Here is a 19,853-nt window from a genome sequence, read left to right as displayed (position 1 = left end):
GGAGGAAAACAAATGCTTAAGAAAACACTGGCCGCGCTTGCGCTCACATCCGCTTTGGTGGCGACACAGTCTGTGGCTGACGGTCATCAGATTGATCTGTCCGGCAAGACAGTTGAATGGATCATCCCGTTCTCTGAAACAGGTGGATCGGCCAAATGGGCCAACTTTTACGCGCCGCTTCTGTCCGAGGCTCTGCCCGGCAACCCCACCGTCGTTGTGACCTTCAATCCCGGTGCTGGTTCTACCAAAGGTGCGAATGCGTTTCAGGAAATGGGATATGAAGACGGCACGACCATCTTTGGTTCGTCCGGCTCCACGCAGTTCCCCTACCTGCTAAGCGATCCGCGCGTGCGTTATGAATACAGCGACTGGAACGTGGTTTTGGCCTCCGGCACAGGCGGTGTGGCCTACTTGCCGCCAGAGCTGTCCGCGCAACTTGGCGACGGTGGCGATGCGTCTGCATTGCAGGGCGAAGATTTCATCTACGGCTCTCAGGGGGCCACTCGTCTTGACCTCGTGCCACTTCTGGCATGGGAAATGCTGGGTTTGCAGGTTGAGCCTGTTTTCGGAATCGAAGGCCGCGGCGATGGTCGTCTGATGTTTGAGCGCGGCGAAGCCAACATCGACTATCAGACATCCTCTAGCTTCCTGTCCGGCGTGACACCGCTGGTCGAAGCTGGCACAGCTGCGCCTTGGTTCTCGTTTGGTGCATTGGACGCAGATGGCAACATCGTGCGCGACCCAACATTCCCTGACATGCCGACGTTCAAAGAAGTCTGTGAAGCCACAGAAGGCTGTGAAACATCCGGCGAACAGTGGGATGCATGGAAAGCCTTCTTCGTTGCAGGTTTCCCCGCACAAAAGATGGTCTTCCTGCCTGCAGGCGCACCTGACAACGCAGTTGCCACCTTCACGGAAGCCTTCGCCGCCATCCAAGAGCGTGATGATTTCGCCGAGATCAGCCGCGCGCGTCTTGGCGTGTACCCACAGCTGACAGGTTCTGCCGCGCAGACCGCCATGGCCAGCGCGACCGACGTGCCACAAGAAGCCAAAGACTTCGTGATCAACTGGCTGAGCGAGCGTTACGGCGTCGTCCTTCAGTAACCACTAACGCCCCATCCGCTGACCGGCGGGTGGGGTTTCTTCTTTTTCAGCACATAACAGACAGGGGACGTTATGGAGGTCTTTGCAACAGCATTTCCTGCGTTGAGCGACGCATTTGCAATGATCCTACAGCCACACGTCATCGGCTATTTGGTCCTTGGTGTTGTTATGGGGCTGTGTATCGGCGTCTTTCCCGGACTTGGCGGCATCGCGGGCCTGTCCCTTTTGCTGCCGTTCATGTTCGGGATGGAGCCTGTTACCGGATTGGCCCTGATGGTTGGCATGGTGGCCGTTGTGCCAACCTCTGACACCTTTGCCTCCGTTCTCATGGGTATTCCCGGATCATCGGCGTCCCAAGCGACGGTGCTTGATGGCTTTCCAATGGCCAAGAAAGGCCAAGCGGCGCGCGCCCTGTCGGCCGCCTTTGCATCGTCGTTGTTTGGTGGCCTTGTGGGGGCCGCGTTCCTGACTGTCTTTATCCTTGCTGCACGCCCGATTGTGCTGCTTTTTCAAACGCCCGAACTGTTGATGATCACGATCTTTGGTTTGTCTATGGTCGGGATTCTTGCCGGGCGCGTGGCGCTCAAGGGACTTGTTGCGGCCTGTCTTGGTATTCTTGTCGGTACCATTGGCGAAGGCGCCAGTTCGGGTGCCTTGCGCATGTCGACCTATGACATGCCGTATCTCGTGGATGGTCTAAAACTGGTCATCGTCGGCCTTGGTATCTTTGCCATCCCCGAAATCATCGCCCTATTGCGCCGCGACAAAGCCATCTCTGATCGCGCGCCTTTAGGGGGGGGCTGGGCAGAGGGTGTCAAAGACTGGTGGGCGAACAAATGGCTGTCAGTGCGCTGTTCACTGATTGGCGTCGTTGTTGGCGTCATCCCTGGCCTTGGCGGATCGGTCGTGGACTGGATTGCCTATGGGCACACGGTGCAAACAGCTAAAGACAAATCCCAGTTCGGGTCAGGCGACGTGCGCGGCGTGATCGGGCCCGAAAGCTCAAACAACGCCAAAGAAGGCGGCGGGCTGGTGCCCACTTTGCTGTTTGGTATTCCCGGATCAGGATCCATGGCGATCTTTATCTCGGCTGTCGCATTGCTCGGCACGGGGTCGATTGAGGTCGGGCCGTCCATGCTCAAGAACAACCTCGATTTCACCTATGCCATCGTCTGGTTGCTGGCGCTGGCGAACGTCGTGGGCACGTTGATCTGCATCGCAGCGTCCGGTGGCATCGCCAAGCTGACCGAGATCCGCTTTGCGCTGCTAGCACCATTCCTGTTCATGATTATCGCTTTCGCTGCCTTCCAGTCCCGTCAAGAAATCTGGGACCTCGTGGCCCTATTCGGCATCGGCCTGTTGGGCATTTTGATGCGCCGCTTTGACTGGTCACGCCCCGCGTTCCTGATCGGTTTCGTCCTGGCGGCGCCCGCTGAACGCTATACCAACCAAGCCTATCAGATTGGCGCATCCCGTTTCCGGCGCGGGTTTGAGGACGGCATCGAATATGTTTTCAGCCCTATCGTGATCGTGCTGATCATCATCACGCTACTGTCCGTCGTGATCGGGTTGCGTCAGGCCAAAAACATTCAGGCCGAAGGGTCGGTCGCGGCGGGTAGCAAACGCGCGCCTGTTGTCTTCCTGCTAGCAGTTACGGCCTACATTGCGCTGACCTATTGGAACGCTGCGATCATTCCTGATTTTGCTCGCATGGACCGCGTGTTTCCTGTGTTTGTGGCAACCGTTGCCCTGATCGGCTGTGCGCTGTTGCTGGTCCAAATGATGCGCGCGGATGAGACGTCCGCGATTTTTGCAGATCGCGAGGCCGAAGAGGCGGACGACAATGTCCACGGCCTTTGGGCGACGTTAGGGTGGTTCGCGAGCCTGCTTGTGGCATCCGCTGTCTTCGGGTTCATTCTGGCACTCGCAGGGTTCTTGTTGCTGTTCATCCGGCTGCGCGCTGGCAAAAGCTGGGGCTATGCGGCGATCTATACCGCCGTGGGAATCGCGTTCATCTGCGCCATGGCTTGGACCCTGAACCGTGATTTCCCGCCAGGTGTGTTGCAGTCCTTCGTTGATCTGCCGTGGCCCCTAACATGACCCAGACCGCCATTCCCTTTCTGTTCATGCGTGGAGGCACATCCCGTGGGCCATACCTGAACCGCGCTGATCTGCCCGAGGACCTCGACACTTTGGCTGAGGTGCTTGTTGCCATGGTCGGGTCTGGTCATCCGCTCAACATCGACGGGATCGGGGGCGGCAATGCAGTAGCGACCAAGGTCGCGATGTTGTCCAAGTCAGACGACGATTGGGCAGATATTGACTACTTCTTCGCGCAGGTCAGCGTCGAGGAATGCACCGTCGATTTCAAACCAACCTGCGGCAACATCCTGTCCGGTGTTGGCCCCTCCGCGATCGAAATAGGTTTGATTGCACCGACGGGTGGTGAAACAACGGTGAACATCCGCGCCGTGAACACTGGCGCGCGGGTGACAGCAATTGTACAGACACCACAAGGCGCTGTGGCTTATGACGGGGACGCCGCGATTGACGGCGTGCCAGGCACCGCAGCCCCAGTTGGCTTGCAATTCATGGACACTATCGGCGGAGCGACGGGAGCGTTTCTGCCCACGGGAAACCTGATTGATACCTTCGATGAAATAGACGTCACCTGCATGGATGTCGCCATGCCGATGGTCATCGCAAAGGCGTCTGCGTTCGGCCTTTCCGGCTACGAAAGCGCTGAGGACCTGAACGACAACACCGACTTCTTTGCCGCGATGGAGGCTGTGCGCATCCAAGCGGGGGAGGCGATGGGGATCAAGGACGTGGCATCCTCTGTCACACCCAAGTTCGGCCTGTTGGCCCCTGCCAAAGACGGCGGCACCATTGCGACGCGGTATTTTATGCCATGGTCGGCGCATCCGACAATGGCCGTGACGGGCGCGCAATGTTTTGCGTCTTGTGTGCTGACGCCGGGGAGTGTGGCCGAAGGGATGGCGGTCCGGTCCAACCAGCGGCCTGCGGCAGTGACGTTGGAACATGCGTCGGGCCAGATCGACGTGCTTGTCGATTATGAGCTGACAGAAAACGGCATTGATCTGCGCTCTGCTGGATTGGTGCGCACCGCAAGATTGCTGGCGCGCGGTGAGGTTATGATCCCAGCCTCTGTCTGGAGCAAGGCGTGAAGGTTCACATCCTCGACGATTGGTTCGACACGCTGCGGGGGCTGCCCTGCTTTGACAAACTGAATGACCATAACGTCACCGTCTGGACCGATCATGAACCCGACCCTGTGGCTCTTGCAGCGCGCATTCAAGATGCGGACGCGCTTGTATTGTTTCGCGAACGCACCAAGATCGGGCCAGAGCTGCTGGAACGCGTCCCGAACCTCAAATTGATTAGCCAACGCAGCGTCTATCCCCATATCGACGTGCCCGCCTGCACTGGAAACGGGGTGATGCTGTGTTCGAACATGCACAGCGACACGCCGTCCTATGCCGCTGCCGAAATGACCCTCGCGCTGATCCTTGCGAGCTTCCGCCAGATCCCACAGCAGGTCGCCAGCATCCGTGCGGGCGATTGGCAGATGGGGGTTGGGCGCACATTGCGGGGCCGCACCCTTGGGCTTTATGGCTACGGGCGGATCGCGCAGGCGGTTGCGGGCTACGCAGAGGCGATCGGGATGCGCGTTCAGTGGTGGGCGTCAGAAGATGGCCGCGCACGCGCACGAGCGGATAGGCGTACCGTAGCGGATAATCGCGAGGCGTTCTTTGCCACCTCTGACATTGTCAGCCTGCATGTCCGCCTGAAACCTGTAACGCGGGGCAGTATTACGGCGGGTGATCTTGCCGCGATGGCCCCGCGCAGTCTGCTGGTGAACACCTCACGCTCTGGCCTGATTGCACCCGGCGTCCTTGAGACCGAGATCGCACAAGGCCGTATTCACGCCGCCGTCGATGTGTTTGACAGCGAGCCTTTGCGCGATACGGCCAACCCGCTGTTGACCCACCCTAACGTCCTGCCCACGCCCCATATCGGCTACGTCACCGAGGACGAGTTCGATCTGCAATTCAGTGACATATTCGATCAGATCAACGCCTTTGCGGATGGCGCGCCGATCCACGTCATCAATCCAGATGTCACTGGCTAAACAACCGGGCAGCAATTGGCGCACCGACAATCACGGTTACGATCCTTAGTACATGGTGGGCGATGACAAATGCCATGTCCGCCCCCGCAATCAGCGCAAGAACCGTCATTTCGGCCTGACCGCCGGGGGCAAAGGCCAACAAGGTCTCCATCGGTGGGGCCAGCGCAAAAAGATGGATGACCTCAACAAAGCCCGCCGACAGGATCAAAAGGATCACGCAGAACCCAAGGGCCGCAGCCACATCGCGGCGCACTTCGGCGCCTGTGACGCCAGCATACTTGGTGCCGACAGTCATGCCGATAAAGAACTGAGCGGCCCAGATTGCCTCGGCTGGTGGGCGATATTCTAGTATTCCAGTCAACGCCAACATACCCGCCAAGATCATCGGCCCCAAGATCGACGCGCCAAAAAGTCCGACGGCCTTGGCAATCTGCCATCCGGCCAATCCGGCGACGATCATCAGGGCCAGTTGCGATAGGGGTAAAGTTGCGGCTGGCACCCCCGGCGGGTTGCTGAGGTCAACGCCCCAGTACCCCTTCAGGATAAACGGCAGGGCCACCACGATAACCATCACACGGGTTGCGTGGATCAAGGACAGCGCGCGCACATCGCCGCCCGCGTCTTCGCCAAACAAAAGCATGTCCTGCAACCCACCGGGCATCGCGGAATAATAACTGGTGGCGAAATCAAACCCCCACAGCCGTTGAAAATACGGAACGCCAACCAACCCGATCAGAAAGACCATGACCGGCACGAGGATCAACGTCGTCCAGTACCCTGCCATGCTGATCACAAGCGCAGTCGTGAATGTCGCGCCCACCGCAACCCCTAGGATCGAGCGCATCGCGTTGTTCAACACAGGTATGCTTTTCATTTGCGCGCCCAGAAGGGCGGCGATCAAGCAGGCGACGATCGGCCCCAAGAGCCATGGCAACGGCAAACCGATGAGGTGGAATGAAAGCACCCCGAACCCCGCAATTGCGTGGGTGATCGCAATCTGCCTCATCCACGCATGACCTTCAGTCGATAACGCAACGAGGTTTGCAAATGGGCCTCGGCCGCCGCCCCCGCAGCATCGATGTCTCCTGCGCTAATTGCGTCGATGATCTGGCTGTGTTGGTGAACAACCGTGGCGATCCTGTCCGCATCGGCCAATGTCGTTGGCCCCAGCAACAACAGCGCATTGTTGATCGCGCGGGCCGCATCCAACAAAAAGCGATTGCGCCCCGCAAGATTGATTGCGTGGTGGAATTTCTGATTGATGGCGGCCGCGCGGGCGGCGTCATCTGGTGTCTGACGGATGTCGTCATTGATCACGGCCAGCGCGTCAACCTCCGCCTCGGCGCTGTGTTTGGCTGCCATTTCCGCCGCCGTGCGTTCTAGCACCAGCCGCATTTCATATAGCTCGACCACTTCGGCCTGACCCAGCTTGCGGATCACAGCTCCGACGCGGGGGCGATGCTCGACAATGTTTTCAGCCTCAAGGCGGCGCAGGGCCTCACGAATAGGTGTGCGCGACAGGGACAAGCGTTCGGCGATCTCAACCTCGCGCAGGCGATCACCCGGTTGATACAGACCCGTTTCGATGGCGTGCATCAGTTTGGCGAAGGCAACGCCGCCTTGGGACAGATCAGTGGGATCAGCCTGCATCTAAAAGGTCCTTTTCAAATTGTATCCGCTTGGATACATAATCCGATAAAGAAGGGAATCGAATATGTCAAAGAAGATCATCGTCGTCGGGTCAGGCAACGCAGCCATGTGTGCAGGCATTGCAGCACTTGAAGCTGGTGCCGCGGTTTTGATGCTGGAGAAGGCAGACGAAGCGCTGGCAGGCGGCAATACGAAATACACCGCAGGCGCGATGCGATTTGCCTATGACGGCGTTGACGATCTGATGCCGTTGCTCAAAGACAAGGACGACCCGCGCTTGGCCGTGACCGATTTCGGTGGCTACACGACGGCCAAGTTTGCTGATGATCTTTTGATGTTCAACGGTGGCCGCCCGTTGGCGCCAGAACAAGACTGCCTGATCGGGCAATCTCTGCCCGCGATGCAATGGCTGGGGCGGCATGGCGTAAAGTTCGAACCGATCTATTCGCGCCAAAGCTTTGAGAAGAACGGGAGACACGTTTTCTGGGGTGGCCTTACACTTGCCGCCGAAAACGAAGGCGTGGGCCTGTTTGATATGGAACTGGCCGCGTTCACGCGTCTTGGCGGTACGATAAGATATGAAAGTGCCGTGACTGAGTTGATGACGGACGGTGATACGGTCATCGGAGTTAAGGTCGGTGATGAAGAGATTTCTGGGGACGCCGTGATCCTCGCCTGCGGTGGCTTCGAGGCCAGCGCAGAGCGACGCCGCGACTGGATGGGCGGCCACTGGGACAAGGCTAAGGTGCGCGGCACACCGATGAATACGGGCGATGGTTTGTCGATGGCCATGAGTCTTGGCGCGCAAAGCTACGGGTTGATTGACGGCTGCCACGCCACGCCGATGGATTTGCACATGCCCGACTACGCCAATCTTGATCTGCCTGCGTCCGAGCGCAAGAACTACCGCAAAATCTGCTATTTTCTTGGTGTTATGCTGAACGCAGATGGGGACCGATTTGTCGATGAAGGTGAAAACTTTCGCAACTACACCTACGCGCAATTCGGCAAAGCGGTGTTGGACCAGCCCGGACATTTCGCTTGGCAAATATTTGACGCCAAGGTCGATGACCTGCTCTACGCAGAATACACATTCCACGACGCACATTTCGTGCAGGCCGATACGCTTGACGCGCTCTGTGACATGCTGACGGGCGTTGACGCCACCGCAGCCCGCGCCACGCTTGAGGCATTCAACGATGCAGTAAACGATGACGCGACATTCGACCCGACTTCTCTGGATGGCAAAAGCACCCAAGGGCTGACCTTGCGCAAATCCAACTGGGCGCAAAAGTTCGATACGCCACCCTTCAAAGCCTATCCGGTCACGGGCGGCATAACGTTCACCTATGGAGGCCTGAAGGTTTCAGAAAGATGCGAGGTTCTGCGCGAGGACGGGACACCCATTGGCGGCCTTTTCGCCGCTGGTGAAATGGTCGGGGGCGTGTTCTTTGAGGGCTATCCGGGTGGATCAGGCCTTACCTCTGGCGCGGTGTTCGGTCGCTGCGCGGGTCAGGGGGCTGCTGGATAAACTGTGGACCGTGGCAATCAGATTTGTGCCGGATCGTCCTGCACCTTGCCTAAGCCGAATTTCAAAACGACGCCCGGATAGCGGACAGGTCTTTCGACTATGGTAGGCGCGTCACCGGCTGGACCATTCGAAGGTTACCGGTCTTGCCTTATAACTCCGTCACTTTCGTTTAACGTATGGATTGCATCCCATACCCATACGCCAGCGCCGCGTTGACGCCGAGAGCATAGCATCGGTTTAATAACCGTTGCCGGCATTGACGTAAGGCGGCGATGAAAACGAGTTGCGCGAATTTGCGTTCGGTCTTTTGCAAGCGCGGATTTGGGCGCAGCCGCAGCGAAAGCTCAGTCGGTCCTGCAATTGCTAGATTACGTTTCCGACCTCGCTGCATTACGAACGAATGGCGGCTATTCAGTTCGGCCGCCGGCGCTATCAATAATGAGTTCGCAGCAATTGCCGTGCCGCGCGCGCACGCAGCATGAAAATCCAATTCACAGTCTGGGCTCAAGCCGGTCATCTGATGCTTTTAGTCGGGTTTATCGCTACCTTCGAGGTCGCAGATGACCGCAATGCGGGACGAATCTACTATTGATTGCAATCCAGATTTTTGTCAGTTAGTCGAGAATTCCGCTGGATGCCCCAGTTCTATGCGCTTCGTTTAGTCTTGGAATGCGTCCGCGCAAGTAAGGTAAACCACATGGCAATCACATTCACTGAATCGAACGGTGGCGGCGTTTGGAGATTGTTCCGACTAACATGATTGCAGGGGCGGTCCTCACCATTTTGATGGTCTACTTTGTTTTCAGACACATACTATTCCTTTTTATGTTTCTGGATTGGATGCTAAGCTGGCTTCGCGAGTTCAAGTGGTTCCCCAGAGAAGGAAACCGTCTGAGAACGACAGTTCATTGGTTTGTCTCGATGGGCCTCTTATTTGGCTTCCAAACAATCGCTGGGTCTTTGGGGTGGTTGGAATTCGTCCCAATGTAGCTGGCATTTCAGTTATGCTGCACGAATTCACTTAGGGCTCCAAGCAGCCAGTCCCGACATTCCCAAAAACTCTACCGAACCTTTGGCTTCAACGATAAAGGTCATATAGACAACACGTAACCACGACATTCGCCGACCTAACTTCTCCTTTCCGGTTGACTCGGTCGTGGGCCGGAGTAAAAGGCAGCTTCAACGAGATTCACGCGATGTGCCCGATGCGGCCCGCAACCAGGAGAGATGAGACATGGCGAAGCCTACCACCATCAAGATCCGCCTGAACTCCACTGCGGGGACCGGGCATTTTTACGTCACGAAAAAGAACGCCCGTACCATGACCGAGAAGATGGTCATCAAAAAGTACGACCCCGTTGTGCGCAAGCACGTGGAATACAAGGAAGGTAAGATCAAGTAATTGATCACCTGACCGGACAGTGATTGGGCCACGCATCGCGCGTGGCCTTTTTCGTTGGTGTTACCCTTTGGGTGCGTCGCTTGGGGTGCCGTCCAGCCGTTCATATCGCCGGGTCTGAGTTGTTCGAATGAAGATCAGGCGGCAACATCTTTGCGGATCACGGGCATAGCGTCACCCTATCAAAGTTATTGCAAGTGCGGCGATCAGCACCACCTGCGCCAGCAGTGTCATCCACATGCCCACGACGCGGAACCGCCAATTGGTGCCGTGGACGGCAAAGTAAAGCCCATGCAGCGCGCGACCCATAACCAGGATCAGCGCACCCAAAACCAAAAGCCCCAGAGGGCCGCCTTGCAGCTCTGCCAATCCCATGAGGATCAGGGCGATGGGTAATTGTTCTACCGCGTTTGCATGGCCGCGGATCGCCTTTACAAGCATGCGGTCGTCATTGTCGCCCAATACGACGCCACCGCGCCTGCGAAGCTGCACCACACGCAACGTCAGCGCTAGAATAAGCAAGCCCGAGAAAAGGGCGGTCAGGCTCGTGATGGGGAGGGCAATTGGGGTCATGTTACCTGCGCAAAGAAAAGGGTAATGCCATCAGCCCCGAAACCTTTGATCAATTCAATCCCTATTCGCGGACTGCGAGGTTGTCCCTAGGATGAAAAATCATCGATCAATGCCGATGGTTTCGCGAATTTTGCCAGATCATCGCGGTCATTGATCGCGATCGTATTTCCGCGCACCTCAACGCCATAGGCCTGAAGGCCCTTGAACGCCCGGCTTAGGTTTTCGGGTGTCATGCCAAGAAACGAGGCCAACCTGCGTTTTTCCAAAGTCAGTTCAAACGTCGTTGCACCATCCAGCCGGTTGTGTTGACGCAGCAAGTAATTGGCCAGCCGTTCCAGCGATGTGCGCAGCTTGAGATCCTTCTGTGCCTTCACCACCGACCGGTAACACTGTGCCAGCTCCGTTACGATGGCGCGGGCAAAACCGTGATCAGTTGCAAAGACGTTGCGCACATCTTGACTGGGGATCAGCGCCACGCGGCTTTTCTTAAGCGTTTTGGCCGACATCAGATAGGGTGCATCCTTGATCGTTGCCGCAAGGATGAAGGTGGATATCGGACGAACCGTTGCCATGACGGTTTCGCGCCCGTTCCAGCTGGATGATAGCGCGACCGTGCCTGACAGGATAATATGCAGGAAATCGCTGGGGTCACCTTCGGTGATCAGGTCAACCTGCGGCGGGAAGTTCTGCACATATGACCCGCGCATCAGTTCTTCAAATCGCGTATCTGCCATGTCTGCGAACAGATGGAGCCCCCTAACATCAGGGTAGTCCGACTCGGGCATGCCTACAAACATCTCAGATCCTTTGATTTCGACATTTATCAAGCCGAGGCTTGATAGATGTCAATGCACTGATTGATCTTTCCATGTGACGCACTTGATGTTGCGCGGTTCTTGTCATGACAAATTTCATTAAGTCATTTATTTCATTATATAAATCCCCTCTTTTGATCTGGATCAACGGAATTGGCCTGCGCGGGCGGCACCCTTGGCGCAAGGCGCGCAGCTTCGGCTGTGCGCAACAGAAGAAGGGGACAGCCGATGGAACTACAAAACAAGGCCACAGCCCTGTGGTCGAATTTCTTCAACGTAAAGATGGTGCAGATCAGAACCTTCCACATGACGTGGTTTGCGTTCTTCTCGTGCTTCTTTGCATGGTTTGGCATCGCGCCGCTGATGAGTGTCGTGCGGGATGAACTGGGTCTGACACCTAACCAAATTGGTTGGGCGATCATCGGTTCTGTGTCCATGACCATTTTTGCCCGCCTGTTTATCGGCTGGTTATGCGATCGGATCGGGCCACGGAAATCCTATACTTGGCTATTGCTGATCGGGTCCTTGCCTGTGATGGGGATTGGTCTTGCCCAGAGTTTTGAGACATTCCTGCTGTTCCGCGTCTTGATCGGCGGTATCGGTGCGGCTTTTGTCATCACCCAATACCATACATCCGTGATGTTTGCCCCCAACGTGGTTGGTCAGGCGAACGCTACATCCGCTGGCTGGGGCAACCTTGGCGGTGGTGTCACACAGTTTGTTATGCCGCTGCTTTTTTCGGTCATGGTCATTGGCTTTGGCTTTTCGGAAGCGGTGGGCTGGCGTCTGTCCATGGTCGTCGTCGGGATCATCATCTTCCTGACCGGCATCGCTTACTACTTCCTCACTCAGGACGCGCCTGACGGCAATTTTGACGACCTGCGTGCGCAGGGCAAAATGGAAGAGAAGGCCAAAGTCACTGGCAACTATATGCAGGCTCTCAAAGACCCCCGTGTCTGGGTTCTGTTTGTAATCTACGGCGCGTGTTTCGGGATCGAGCTGACAGTGAACAACGTCGCTGCCCTTTACTTCATGGACTATTTTGATCTGACCTTGGTCACTGCTGGTTTCGTGGCTGCATCCTTTGGCCTCATGAACCTATTTGCCCGGACGTTGGGTGGATTGTTCGGCGATAACTTCGGCTCTCTGTGGGGTTTGAAGGGGCGGGCGTTCTGGCTTTTCATCTGTCTATTCTTTGAAGGCTGCGCCTTGATGGTCTTCAGCCAGATGAGCGTGCTGTTCTTGGCACTGCCAGCGCTGATTGTTTTCTCGTTGTTCACCCAGATGGCCGAAGGCGCCACCTATTCTGTCGTGCCATTCATCAACAAAAAGGCCCTTGGTGCCGTTGCTGGAGTGGTCGGTGCGGGCGGGAATGCCGGTGCGGTTCTGGCAGGGTTCTTGTTCAAGAACGTCATCGACTGGTCAGAGGCGTTTTTCATCCTTGGCGTTGTGGTCACTTGCGCATCGTTCCTGGCCTTCTTTGTCCGGTTCACCACCCGGCAAGAAGATGAAGAGCGTGCAAATTTTGCCGCCGCCAACATCGATACGCTGCGGTTGCGCGCCCTCAGGGCCAACGCCGCCCTTGAAGAGGGGCTGGTCGCTGTTGCCAAGAAAAACGGCGCACAGCCAGCAGAATAATCATTGCATAAGGCGGGCCCCATGCCGGGCCCGTCCCACCCCCTCAACTTGGGAGAAATCAAGTGGGACAAGATCTCAGAAATTGGAACATTGAGGACGACAGCTATTGGTCCTCTACCGGCAAGTCGATTGCCACGCGTAACCTATGGATTTCGATCCCGTCGTTGCTGTGCGGTTTTGCGGTTTGGCTGTATTGGGGGATCATCACCGTTCAGATGCTGAACCTTGGATTTGGATTTGCGAAATCCGACCTTTTCACACTGGGTGCAATCGCCGGTCTGACCGGGGCCACACTGCGCATTCCGTCAACCTTCTTTATCCGCATTGCGGGTGGGCGAAATACCATCGTCTTTACCACCGCCTTGCTGATCATCCCCGCCGCCGGTGCAGGGTTTGCGTTGCAAGACCCCAATACTCCGCTGTGGTACTTCCAGATCCTTGCGTTCCTGTCGGGTATTGGCGGCGGTAACTTCTCGTCTTCCATGTCCAACATCAGTTTCTTTTACCCAAAGAAGATCCAAGGGTATGCCTTGGGCATGAACGCCGGATTGGGCAACTTTGGTGTGACCACCATGCAGATTCTGATCCCGCTGGTCATGACTTTTGGCCTGTTCGGGGGCGAAAGCCGCACTTTGGTGAATACATCCGGCACGCTGATCGGCAAGATCCCGGCAGGAACCGAGACCTATATTCAGAACGCTGGCCTGATCTGGTTGGTGTTTCTCGTGCCCCTCGTCATCATCGGTTGGTTTGGTATGAACAACATTCGTGACGAACACGTGTCACCGAACATCCCAAACCCTGTGGGTGCCTTTGCAACCATCACCGGTATGCTGCTGATCGGTTTTGCAACCGCGGCCTTCGGCCTGTGGCTGCTGCTGCCGGGCACAGAAGGTGGTCTGCCGACATCTGGCATCGGCCTTTCCAAATGGCTGGTCCTGCCCATCGTGATCGCGTTGACAGTACTGGGTCTGAAAATGATCCCCGGCGCTGTCGGCCAAAACCTGAGCCGTCAGTACCAGATCTTTGGCAACAAGCACACTTGGGCGATGACCGTGATCTACACCATGACCTTTGGGTCGTTCATCGGGTATTCGGCTGCCTTGGCGCTGACTATCAAAGTGGTCTTTGGCTTCAGCCACGTCGAAGTCGGCGGCCTGATGACCCACGACACTGTGAACCCCAACGGCCCATCGGCCCTGATGTTTGCATGGATGGGGCCATTTATCGGTGCGTTGATCCGCCCCATCGGGGGTATGATGGCTGACAAGCTGGGTGGTGCTCGCGTCACACAATGGATTTCCATCGTGATGGTCGCCTCGGCGTTGGGTGTGGCTTACTTCATCCAAGCTGCCTATGCCTCCGCGGCGCCGGAACAGTATTTCTACCCCTTCCTGGGCCTGTTCCTGATCCTGTTCGCAGCCACCGGTATCGGCAACGGATCAACCTTCCGCACCATCGCTGTGGTTTTCAACAAAGAACAGGCCGGCCCTGCGCTGGGTTGGACTGCTGCTGTGGCCGCTTACGGCGCATTCATCATCCCCAAAGTGTTCGGCGAACAGCTGGGCGCGGGACACCCTGAATATGCGCTTTATGGCTTTGCGGTCTTCTACGCCGTCTGCATCGCGATCAACTGGTGGTTCTATCTGCGCCCCGGCGCCTACGTGCAGAACCCATAAACCTGACGCCTGCCTGTCCCGGCAAGTGCCGGGGCAGGACCACCCTGACAGGAGAAATGACATGAGCCACCTGCTCGATAGATTGAACTTTCTGGAATCGAAGAACCTTGAGACGTTCTCTGATGGTTTCGGCAAAGCCACCAATGAAAGCCGCGACTGGGAAGACACCTATCGCAATCGCTGGCGGCACGACAAAGTGGTCCGGTCCACCCACGGGGTGAACTGCACAGGGTCCTGTAGTTGGAAGATTTACGTCAAATCCGGCATCGTCACCTGGGAAACCCAGCAAACTGATTATCCGCGCACCCGCGCTGACCTGCCGAACCACGAACCACGCGGATGTGCCCGTGGCGCGTCTTACAGCTGGTATCTCTATTCCGCGAACCGGGTGAAGAACCCGCTGGTCCGTGGCCGCTTGATGAAGGTCTGGCGCAAGATGCGCGAAACCATGGAGCCGATTGAGGCATGGACCAAGCTGCAAGCTGACCCGATCCTGCGCGCCTCTTACGTGGAAACACGCGGTAAGGGCGGGTTCGTGCGTGCAACATGGGATGAGGCAACCGAAATTACCGCCGCCGCCAACGCATACACCGCCAAGACCTACGGCCCCGACCGCGTCTTTGGCTTCTCGCCTATTCCTGCGATGTCGATGGTGTCTTACGCCGCTGGCTCGCGGTACTTGTCCTTGATGGGCGGCGTGTGCATGTCGTTTTACGATTGGTACTGCGATCTGCCGCCGGCCTCGCCCATGACGTGGGGCGAGCAGACAGACGTGCCGGAAAGTGCAGACTGGTATAACTCTGGCTACCTGCTGCTTTGGGGCTCGAACGTGCCGCAGACCCGGACACCCGATGCGCATTTTTATACAGAAGCGCGTTACAAGGGCACCAAATCCGCGGTCATTTGCCCTGACTATTCAGAGGCAGCAAAGTTCGGCGATGTCTGGTTGAACGCCAAGCAGGGCACAGATGCGGCCCTCGCCATGGCCTTTGGTCACGTGATCCTGCGCGAATTCCACCTTGACCGTCAGTCCGAGTATTTTGAGGACTACACCCGCAAATACTCTGACTTCCCCATGCTGGTAAAGCTGGAGGAAAAAGACGGCAAGATGATCCCCGGTCGCTTTCTGCGCGCCGATGATCTGGACGGTAAGCTTGGGGAAGACAACAACCCCGAATGGAAGACCGTCGCATTTGACGGCAAGTCGGGCAGCCTTGTCGCGCCCAATGGGTCCATCGGATACCGCTGGGGCGAAGACGGCGAATGGAACCTTGAGGAAAAAGCAAACGTCGCTGTCACCGATCTGAAGATGTCGTTCGTGCTTGAGGAAGACTACGACGATGTCGTCGGCGTCGATTTCCCCTACTTTGGTGGTGAGGCTTATGGCCAGTTTCAAACCGATGCCGATCACCCTGATGTTCTGACCCGAAATATCCCTGTGAAGCGGGTGAAGACCGCGAACGGTGAAATTGCAGTAGCGACTGTCTTTGATCTGTTTTGCGCCAACTACGGTCTGGACCGTGGTTTGGGCGGTGATTGGGTCACATCTGACTACGCCGATGACATGCCCGGCACACCGGCTTGGGCGGAAAAGATCACTGGCGTGCCTGCCGACAAAATCGCGCATGTGGCTCGTGAATTTGCAGACAATGCCGAAAAGACCAATGGCAAGTCCATGATCATCATCGGTGCTGCGATGAACCACTGGTTCCACATGGATATGAACTATCGCGGGGTCATCAACATGCTGGTGATGTGTGGCTGCGTCGGGCAATCGGGGGGTGGCTGGGCGCACTACGTGGGTCAGGAAAAGCTGCGTCCGCAGACGGGCTGGCAACCGCTGGCATTCGCGCTGGATTGGAATCGCCCTCCACGGCACATGAATTCGACCTCTGCGTGGTATGCCCACACGGATCAGTGGCGGTATGAGACACTGAAGGCGGACGAAATTCTGTCACCCACAGCGCCAGAGGGCGATTGGGACATCAGCCTGATTGACTACAACATCCGGGCCGAACGCATGGGCTGGTTGCCATCGGCACCGCAACTGAAGACGAACCCGTTAGAAGTTGCCAAGGCCGCGAAAGCAGCGGGTCAGGAAATCCCGGCTTATGTAGCCGAGAACCTGAAATCCGGTGATCTGGAAATGTCCTGCGAGGACCCAGACGACCCCGCCAACTGGCCGCGTAACCTGTTTGTGTGGCGATCCAACCTGTTGGGCTCATCTGGTAAAGGGCATGAATATTTCCTCAAGCACCTGCTTGGCACCGATCACGGCGTGATGGGCAAGGACTTGGGCGAAGACGGTGGCCAATTGCCCAAAGAGGCCCAGTGGCACGATAATGCGCCGCGCGGCAAGCTGGACCTGCTGGTGACCATCGACTTCCGCATGTCCACCACTGCCGTTTACTCCGACATCGTTCTGCCAACCGCCAGTTGGTACGAAAAGGACGATATGAACACGTCCGATATGCACCCGTTCATTCACCCGCTGCAGGCGGCGGTTGATCCTGCGTACGAGTCCAAATCGGACTGGGAAATCTTCAAATCCATCGCGAAGAAATTTCAGGAGATCACACCGGGTTATCTGGACAAGGAAACCGATATCGTCGCCTTGCCCATCCTGCATGACACCCCAGCAGAGATTGCGCAGGATCAGGTGAAGGACTGGAAAAAAGGCGAATGCGATCTGATCCCCGGCAAAACAGCCCCTGCCTACGTGACGGTCGAGAGGGACTACACCGCGATCTACGACCGGTTCACAGCACTTGGCCCAATGCTTGATAAGCTGGGCAATGGCGGCAAGGGGATCAACTGGGATACGCAGGAAGAGATCGACAATCTGGCGGCTCTCAACGGCGTGCAACTGGATGGCACGGCGGCCGGTCGCCCCAAGATCGAAAGCGCGATTGATGCCTGCGAGGTCATCCTGATGCTGGCACCCGAGACAAACGGCAACGTCGCCGTGAAGGCTTGGGAAGCGTTGGAAAAGGCCACCGGGCGCGAACACGCGCATTTGGCGGAAGGCGAACATGGCAACAAAATCCGTTTCCATGACATCGCCGCCCAGCCGCGCAAGATCATCTCTAGCCCCACATGGTCGGGCATCGAGAGTGACAAGGTCAGCTATAACGCGGGCTATACCAATGTGCATGAACTGATCCCGTGGCGTACCCTGACAGGGCGGCAACAGCTGTATCAGGATCACCTGTGGATGCGGGCATTTGGCGAAGGTTTCATGTCCTACCGTCCGCCGGTTGACCTGAAAACGATCACCAAGGACGTGCAGGATGAGGGCGACAACCTTGTGCTGAACTTTATCACGCCGCACCAAAAATGGGGCATCCACTCTACCTATTCCGACAACCTGTTGATGCTGACGCTGAACCGGGGTGGCCCGGTGGTCTGGATATCCGAAGTGGACGCGAAATCCGCGGGCATCGTCGATAACGACTGGATCGAGGTCTACAACACCAACGGTGCATTGACAGCACGGGCGGTTGTGTCCCAGCGGATCAAGGAAGGCACGACCTTCATGTATCACGCGCAGGAAAAGATCGTGAACACACCGGGCTCTGAAAAGACCGGGCACCGGGGCGGTATCCACAACTCTGTGACGCGCACGACGTTGAAGCCCACCCATATGATCGGCGGCTACGCCCAGCAATCTTATGGCTTCAACTACTACGGCACTGTGGGTGCGAACCGGGACGAATTTGTCGTCGTTCGTAAAATGAAAAAGGTCGACTGGCTCGACAAAGAAGCACCTGCAAAGGAGACCGCACAATGAGAATCCGCGCACAAATCGGCATGGTGCTGAACCTCGACAAATGCATCGGGTGCCACACCTGCTCTGTCACCTGCAAAAACGTCTGGACCAGCCGGGACGGCGTTGAATACGCTTGGTTTAACAACGTGGAAACCAAGCCGGGGCTTGGTTATCCGACAGATTGGGAAAATCAGGACCGTTGGAAAGGCGGTTGGGAACGCACCAAATCCGGCAAGCTGCAACCCAAGCAGGGTAGCAAGTGGCGCATCCTGTCCAACATCTTTGCCAACCCCTCCATGCCTGAAATTGACGACTATTATGAGCCGTTTGATTTCGACTACGACCACCTGAAATCCGCACCTGAAATGGAGGCGTTTCCAACTGCACGCCCCCGTTCCAAGATCACAGGTGAGCGGATCGAGAAGATCGAGAAAGGGCCGAACTGGGAGGAAATCCTCGGAGGTGAGTTTTCAAAGCGGTCGCAGGACTACAATTTTGAGGGCATCCAAAAGGAGATTTACGGGGAATACGAAAATACATTCATGATGTATCTGCCCCGTTTGTGCGAACACTGCCTGAACCCGGCTTGTGCATCGTCCTGCCCATCGGGTGCAATCTATAAGCGCGAAGAAGACGGCATTGTCCTAATTGATCAGGAAAAGTGCCGCGGCTGGCGCATGTGCGTGTCGGGCTGTCCATACAAGAAAATCTACTACAACTGGGAAAGCGGCAAATCCGAAAAATGTACGCTGTGCTATCCCCGGATCGAGAGCGGTAATCCAACCGTCTGTTCCGAAACCTGCGTCGGGCGTATCCGGTACTTGGGCGTCATGCTTTATGATGCCGACAAGATCGAAGATGCGGCGAATATGGAGGACGAACAGGACCTTTATGATGCGCAACTGGGCGTGTTCCTTGATCCCAACGACCCGGTGGTGATCGAAACTGCCCGCGCCGACGGCATCCCGGAGGATTGGATCAAAGCCGCACAGGAAAGCCCGATCTGGAAGATGGCGATGGAGTGGAAGGTCGCCTTCCCACTGCACCCCGAATACCGGACGCTGCCGATGGTGTGGTATATCCCGCCACTGTCGCCGATCCAGAACGCCGCAGAGGCGGGTGCGATTGGCACCAGTGAAGGCATGCCGGACGTCAAGAACCTGCGCATTCCGGTCAAATACCTGGCCAACATGCTGACCGCCGGGGATGAAGCCCCCGTTGTGACAGCGTTGGAACGAATGCTGGCGATGCGGTCCTACATGCGGTCCAAAACCGTGGAAGGCATCATCGACGAAGGCATCGCGGCACGCGTCGGCCTGTCGGGTCGCGTGATCGAGGACATGTATAAGATCATGGCCTTGGCGGATTATGAAGATCGCTTTGTCATCCCCACAACGCACCGCGAACAGGTTGAAGACGCCTATGATCTGCGTGGCGGCTGCGGCTTTACCGATACCAATGGGTGCGGTGGCGGATCCTCCAAGGGATCGCTCTTTGGTGGCTCCAAGAAACCCCTGAAAATGCCAACGGAGGCAATGTGAA

The 19,853-nt window shown here is 56.8% G+C and carries 15 protein-coding genes; 10 read left to right on the top strand and 5 right to left on the bottom strand.

Annotated features, from left to right (window positions below; translation table 11 throughout):
- Positions 1-12: 12 nt before the first annotated feature.
- The 4 genes from DHN10_RS10580 (at position 13) to DHN10_RS10565 (ending at position 5,257) form a co-directional block, all read left to right on the top strand.
- Complete coding sequence (locus DHN10_RS10580; protein ID WP_108815301.1) at positions 13-1,104, top strand: tricarboxylate transporter; 1,092 nt, start codon at positions 13-15, stop codon at positions 1,102-1,104.
- 72 nt (positions 1,105-1,176) lie between these two features.
- On the top strand, positions 1,177-3,204 hold the full coding sequence (locus DHN10_RS10575) for a tripartite tricarboxylate transporter permease (RefSeq protein ID WP_108815300.1): 2,028 nt from the start codon (positions 1,177-1,179) through the stop codon (positions 3,202-3,204).
- Positions 3,201-4,292 (top strand): 4-oxalomesaconate tautomerase, encoded by a 1,092-nt coding sequence (locus tag DHN10_RS10570; protein WP_108815299.1) that lies wholly within the window; start codon positions 3,201-3,203, stop codon positions 4,290-4,292. Before DHN10_RS10575 ends, DHN10_RS10570 begins: the two co-directional genes overlap by 4 nt.
- The gene (locus DHN10_RS10565; RefSeq protein WP_108815298.1) at positions 4,289-5,257 is read left to right on the top strand and encodes a D-2-hydroxyacid dehydrogenase family protein; all 969 of its coding nucleotides are present in this window, start codon (positions 4,289-4,291) and stop codon (positions 5,255-5,257) included. Before DHN10_RS10570 ends, DHN10_RS10565 begins: the two co-directional genes overlap by 4 nt.
- Here DHN10_RS10565 and DHN10_RS10560 read toward each other — a convergent pair.
- Both DHN10_RS10560 and DHN10_RS10555 read right to left on the bottom strand, forming a co-directional pair.
- A complete protein-coding gene (locus DHN10_RS10560; protein ID WP_108815297.1) occupies positions 5,247-6,263 on the bottom strand; it encodes an AbrB family transcriptional regulator in 1,017 nt (338 codons plus the stop codon). The two genes, DHN10_RS10565 and DHN10_RS10560, sit on opposite strands and share 11 nt — an antisense overlap.
- Positions 6,260-6,907, bottom strand: coding sequence for a GntR family transcriptional regulator (locus DHN10_RS10555; protein WP_108815296.1), 648 nt, complete (start codon positions 6,905-6,907; stop codon positions 6,260-6,262). The genes DHN10_RS10560 and DHN10_RS10555 overlap by 4 nt, the downstream gene beginning before the upstream one ends.
- A 64-nt stretch (positions 6,908-6,971) precedes the next feature.
- Between DHN10_RS10555 and tcuA the strand changes: the two genes are divergently transcribed.
- Positions 6,972-8,438, top strand: coding sequence for an FAD-dependent tricarballylate dehydrogenase TcuA (gene tcuA, locus DHN10_RS10550; protein ID WP_108815295.1), 1,467 nt, complete (start codon positions 6,972-6,974; stop codon positions 8,436-8,438).
- Positions 8,439-8,607: 169 nt separating this feature from the next.
- Here the strand turns inward: tcuA and DHN10_RS19730 are convergent, their stop codons facing one another.
- Positions 8,608-8,955: a hypothetical protein gene (locus DHN10_RS19730; protein WP_159086977.1), complete on the bottom strand. Its 348-nt coding sequence runs from the start codon at positions 8,953-8,955 to the stop codon at positions 8,608-8,610.
- 717 nt (positions 8,956-9,672) lie between these two features.
- Between DHN10_RS19730 and rpmG the strand changes: the two genes are divergently transcribed.
- Positions 9,673-9,840, top strand: a complete 168-nt coding sequence (gene rpmG, locus DHN10_RS10540; RefSeq protein WP_008233681.1) for a 50S ribosomal protein L33 — start codon at positions 9,673-9,675, stop codon at positions 9,838-9,840.
- Between the two features lie 171 nt (positions 9,841-10,011).
- On the opposite strand, the gene DHN10_RS10535 is transcribed toward rpmG, so the two are convergent.
- Positions 10,012-10,410: an MAPEG family protein gene (locus tag DHN10_RS10535; protein WP_108815293.1), complete on the bottom strand. Its 399-nt coding sequence runs from the start codon at positions 10,408-10,410 to the stop codon at positions 10,012-10,014.
- Between the two features lie 86 nt (positions 10,411-10,496).
- Positions 10,497-11,207 carry a helix-turn-helix domain-containing protein gene (locus DHN10_RS10530; protein ID WP_234417102.1) on the bottom strand — a complete coding sequence of 237 codons (711 nt, stop codon included), beginning with the start codon at positions 11,205-11,207 and terminating at the stop codon, positions 10,497-10,499.
- Positions 11,208-11,453: 246 nt separating this feature from the next.
- Between DHN10_RS10530 and DHN10_RS10525 the strand changes: the two genes are divergently transcribed.
- From DHN10_RS10525 to narH, 4 genes are all read left to right on the top strand, one after another.
- Entirely contained in the window at positions 11,454-12,863 is a 1,410-nt protein-coding gene (locus DHN10_RS10525) for an MFS transporter (RefSeq protein WP_108815292.1), read from the top strand.
- A 62-nt stretch (positions 12,864-12,925) separates the two neighbouring features.
- The gene (locus DHN10_RS10520) at positions 12,926-14,542 is read left to right on the top strand and encodes an antiporter (protein ID WP_108815291.1); all 1,617 of its coding nucleotides are present in this window, start codon (positions 12,926-12,928) and stop codon (positions 14,540-14,542) included.
- Between the two features lie 61 nt (positions 14,543-14,603).
- Entirely contained in the window at positions 14,604-18,332 is a 3,729-nt protein-coding gene (locus DHN10_RS10515) for a nitrate reductase subunit alpha (RefSeq protein WP_108815290.1), read from the top strand.
- Entirely contained in the window at positions 18,329-19,852 is a 1,524-nt protein-coding gene (gene narH, locus DHN10_RS10510) for a nitrate reductase subunit beta (RefSeq protein WP_108815289.1), read from the top strand. The genes DHN10_RS10515 and narH overlap by 4 nt, the downstream gene beginning before the upstream one ends.
- The last annotated feature ends 1 nt before the right edge of the window (position 19,853 follow it).

The sequence above is a fragment of the Loktanella sp. Alg231-35 genome (assembly GCF_900143545.1).
In the GTDB taxonomy this organism is placed as follows: domain Bacteria; phylum Pseudomonadota; class Alphaproteobacteria; order Rhodobacterales; family Rhodobacteraceae; genus Yoonia.
The sequence above is the reverse complement of the archived record's forward strand: the minus strand, read 5'-3'. Positions and strand labels throughout refer to the sequence as shown.

Excerpts from the sequence above, each read along its gene's own strand:
- DHN10_RS10580 (WP_108815301.1), top strand. The coding sequence starts at position 13 with ATGCTTAAGAAAACACTGGCCGCGCTTGCGCTCACATCCGCTTTGGTG.
- DHN10_RS10575 (WP_108815300.1), top strand. The coding sequence starts at position 1,177 with ATGGAGGTCTTTGCAACAGCATTTCCTGCGTTGAGCGACGCATTTGCA.
- DHN10_RS10570 (WP_108815299.1), top strand. The coding sequence starts at position 3,201 with ATGACCCAGACCGCCATTCCCTTTCTGTTCATGCGTGGAGGCACATCC.
- DHN10_RS10560 (WP_108815297.1), bottom strand. The coding sequence starts at position 6,263 with ATGAGGCAGATTGCGATCACCCACGCAATTGCGGGGTTCGGGGTGCTT.
- DHN10_RS10555 (WP_108815296.1), bottom strand. The coding sequence starts at position 6,907 with ATGCAGGCTGATCCCACTGATCTGTCCCAAGGCGGCGTTGCCTTCGCC.
- tcuA (WP_108815295.1), top strand. The coding sequence starts at position 6,972 with ATGTCAAAGAAGATCATCGTCGTCGGGTCAGGCAACGCAGCCATGTGT.
- DHN10_RS19730 (WP_159086977.1), bottom strand. The coding sequence starts at position 8,955 with ATGACCGGCTTGAGCCCAGACTGTGAATTGGATTTTCATGCTGCGTGC.
- rpmG (WP_008233681.1), top strand. The coding sequence starts at position 9,673 with ATGGCGAAGCCTACCACCATCAAGATCCGCCTGAACTCCACTGCGGGG.
- DHN10_RS10535 (WP_108815293.1), bottom strand. The coding sequence starts at position 10,410 with ATGACCCCAATTGCCCTCCCCATCACGAGCCTGACCGCCCTTTTCTCG.
- DHN10_RS10530 (WP_234417102.1), bottom strand. The coding sequence starts at position 11,207 with ATGTTTGTAGGCATGCCCGAGTCGGACTACCCTGATGTTAGGGGGCTC.
- DHN10_RS10525 (WP_108815292.1), top strand. The coding sequence starts at position 11,454 with ATGGAACTACAAAACAAGGCCACAGCCCTGTGGTCGAATTTCTTCAAC.
- DHN10_RS10515 (WP_108815290.1), top strand. The coding sequence starts at position 14,604 with ATGAGCCACCTGCTCGATAGATTGAACTTTCTGGAATCGAAGAACCTT.
- narH (WP_108815289.1), top strand. The coding sequence starts at position 18,329 with ATGAGAATCCGCGCACAAATCGGCATGGTGCTGAACCTCGACAAATGC.